Below are 2,575 nucleotides of genomic sequence, written 5' to 3'. Positions count from 1 at the left end.
TTTCTTGCGAAGAAAAAAAGCCGATGCGACTTTCGTCGCATCGGCTTTTCGGTATTTCAGGAAGTCTCTTATTCGGCCAGGAAGCAGGAGACGAAATGGCCCGGGCTGATCTCCTTCAGCTGAGGTTCTTCGCTCCGGCAGCGGTCGGTGGCGTAGTTGCAACGGTTTGCAAAACGGCACACCGGCTTCGGCTCGATGGGGCTGGTGATTTCGCCCTTCAGCAGAATGCGGTCCAGCTTCTTGTGAATGTTGGGCAGCGGGATCGCGCTCAGCAGAGCCTGGGTATACGGATGAGTCGGGTTCTTGAACAGCTCATCGGAAGGTGCCTTCTCGATCAGCTTGCCCAGGTACATAACCGCGATATCATCGGAGAAGTGGTTGACAACCGACAGGTCGTGGGTGATGAACATATAGGTCAGACCCATCTGCTCCTGCAGGTCTTCCATCAGGTTCAGAATCTGTGCCTGGATGGACACATCCAGAGCAGATACCGGTTCGTCGCACACGATGAACTTGGGGTTCACAGACAGAGCGCGGGCGATACCGATTCTCTGACGGCGGCCGCCGTCCAGCTCATGGGGATAGGTGTTGTACAGACGCTCGGCCAGGCCTACCGTCTCCATCAGCTCCAGAACCTTCTTCTGCAGCTGCTTCTTGTCAGATACCATCTTGTTCAGCAGCAGGGGCTCAGCAATGGTCTGGCTGATGGTCTTTCTGGGGTTCAGAGAGGAGAACGGATCCTGGAAAATGATCTGCAGATCTTTTCTCTTTTTCCGCATCTCTTCCTTGCTCAGCTTTGCCAGGTCTTCTCCTTCAAACAGCACTTCGCCTCCGGTGGGCTCCAGCAGTCTCAGGATTGCGCGGCCGGTTGTGGATTTTCCGCAGCCGGACTCACCTACCACACCCAGTGTCTTGCCTTTGTTGATGGTGAAGGTGACGTCGTCCACCGCGTGCAGCATACCTCTCGGCGTGCTGAAGTATTTTTTGAGGCCTTTTACCTCTAACAATGCTTTCTGCTCGCTCATTTCCGGTTCAACATCCCTTCCTTGATATTCTCTTCGTTATACAGATGGCATTCCACATAATGCTCTTCGTTGCGGTATACGCGCTTCGGCTTCTGCGTCTTGCAGATCTCCATGGCGTAATCGCACCGCGGGCAGAATGCGCACCCGGCAGGCAGGTTGCTGGGGTCCGGCATCAGGCCCTTGATGGGCTTCAGGCGCTGCTCTCTGTGATCCAGGTCGGGCAGAGAGTTGAACAGGCCCTCTGTATACGGATGGCGGGTGTAATCGAACACATCCTCCAAGGTGCCGTGCTCCACGATCCGGCCTGCATAGATGATGGAAACTGTATCACAGATTTCCGCCACGATGCCCAGGTCATGGGTGATCATCAGCATGGAGGTGTTGTACTGCTCTTTCAGGTTCTTCATCATTTCCAGAACCTGGGCCTGGATGGTAACATCCAGTGCGGTGGTGGGTTCGTCGGCGATCAGCAGGGCCGGCGAACAGGCCAGGGCGATAGCGATAACCACGCGCTGCTTCATACCGCCGGAGAACTGGTGCGGATACTCCGTACCGCGCTCGCCGGGGATACCTACCAGCTCCAGCATCTCCTTCGCCTTCTCTACCGCTTTGGCATGGCTCACATTTTCATGCAGCTCCACCACTTCGGCGATCTGGTCTTCTACCGTCATAACAGGGTCCAGGGAGGTCATGGGGTCCTGGAAGATCATGGACACCTGATTGCCTCTCACCTTTTCCATTTCCTTTTCGCTCTTGGCGAAGATGTCCTCTCCGCCCAGCTTGATCGTACCGCTGACGATCTTTCCCGGGGGATCGGGGATCAGACGCAGGATCGACAGACCTGTGGTCGTCTTGCCTGCGCCGGTCTCACCCACCAGGCCCAGGGTTTTGCCCTTTTCAATCTCAAGGTCCAGTCCGTTTACCGCCTGGACGATGGCGTCGTCCGTACGGAACTCTACCACCAGATCCTTGATTTCAACAGCAAGGTTCTTCTTGTCACTCATCGCTCTTTTCCTCCTGTCTTACTTCAGTCTGGGATCCAGCGCGTCACGCAGACCGTCGCCCAGCAGGTTCAGGCTCAGGATCGTGATCATGATCATGCACCCGGGGAACATGGTGATGTAGCTGTAATCACGGATATAGGTTCTGCCGCTGGACAGCATGGCGCCCCATTCCGGACGGGGTGCCTGCACGCCCAGGCCCAGGAAGCTCAGACCCGCTGTGGACAGGATCACAGAGCCTACATTCAGGGTTGTCTGAACCAGGATCGGGCCCATGCAGTTGGGCAGAACATGGCTCAGGATGATTCTTGCGTTCTTCGCACCGATGGCTCTCGCCGCCTCGATGTACTCAGAGTCACGCACGGTCAGCACGGCGCCGCGCACGATTCGGGAGAAACCAGGCACGCTGGAGATCGTCAGAGCGATAATCAGGTTCAGGTTGCTGGCGCCCAGGGCCGCAACGATGGTGATGGCCAGCAGAATGTTGGGGATAGCCAGCAGGATGTCCATGCAGCGCATGATCACCATGTCCAGCTTGCCGCCGAAGAA

3 protein-coding genes are annotated in these 2,575 nt (G+C 56.5%); all 3 read right to left on the bottom strand.

What is annotated here, in order from left to right; genetic code table 11:
- Positions 1–68: 68 nt before the first annotated feature.
- Complete coding sequence (locus H6A25_RS12465) at positions 69–959, bottom strand: ABC transporter ATP-binding protein (RefSeq protein ID WP_430651176.1); 891 nt, start codon at positions 957–959, stop codon at positions 69–71.
- 62 nt (positions 960–1,021) lie between these two features.
- Positions 1,022–2,029, bottom strand: a complete 1,008-nt coding sequence (locus H6A25_RS12460; RefSeq protein ID WP_204752440.1) for an ABC transporter ATP-binding protein — start codon at positions 2,027–2,029, stop codon at positions 1,022–1,024.
- Between the two features lie 18 nt (positions 2,030–2,047).
- A partial coding sequence (locus tag H6A25_RS12455; RefSeq protein ID WP_204752439.1) for an ABC transporter permease occupies positions 2,048–2,575 on the bottom strand: 528 nt, incomplete at its 5' end.

This window comes from Intestinimonas butyriciproducens (assembly GCF_016901775.1).
GTDB lineage: Bacteria > Bacillota > Clostridia > Oscillospirales > Butyricicoccaceae > Pseudobutyricicoccus.
This window is presented reverse-complemented; position numbering and strand designations above follow the sequence as displayed.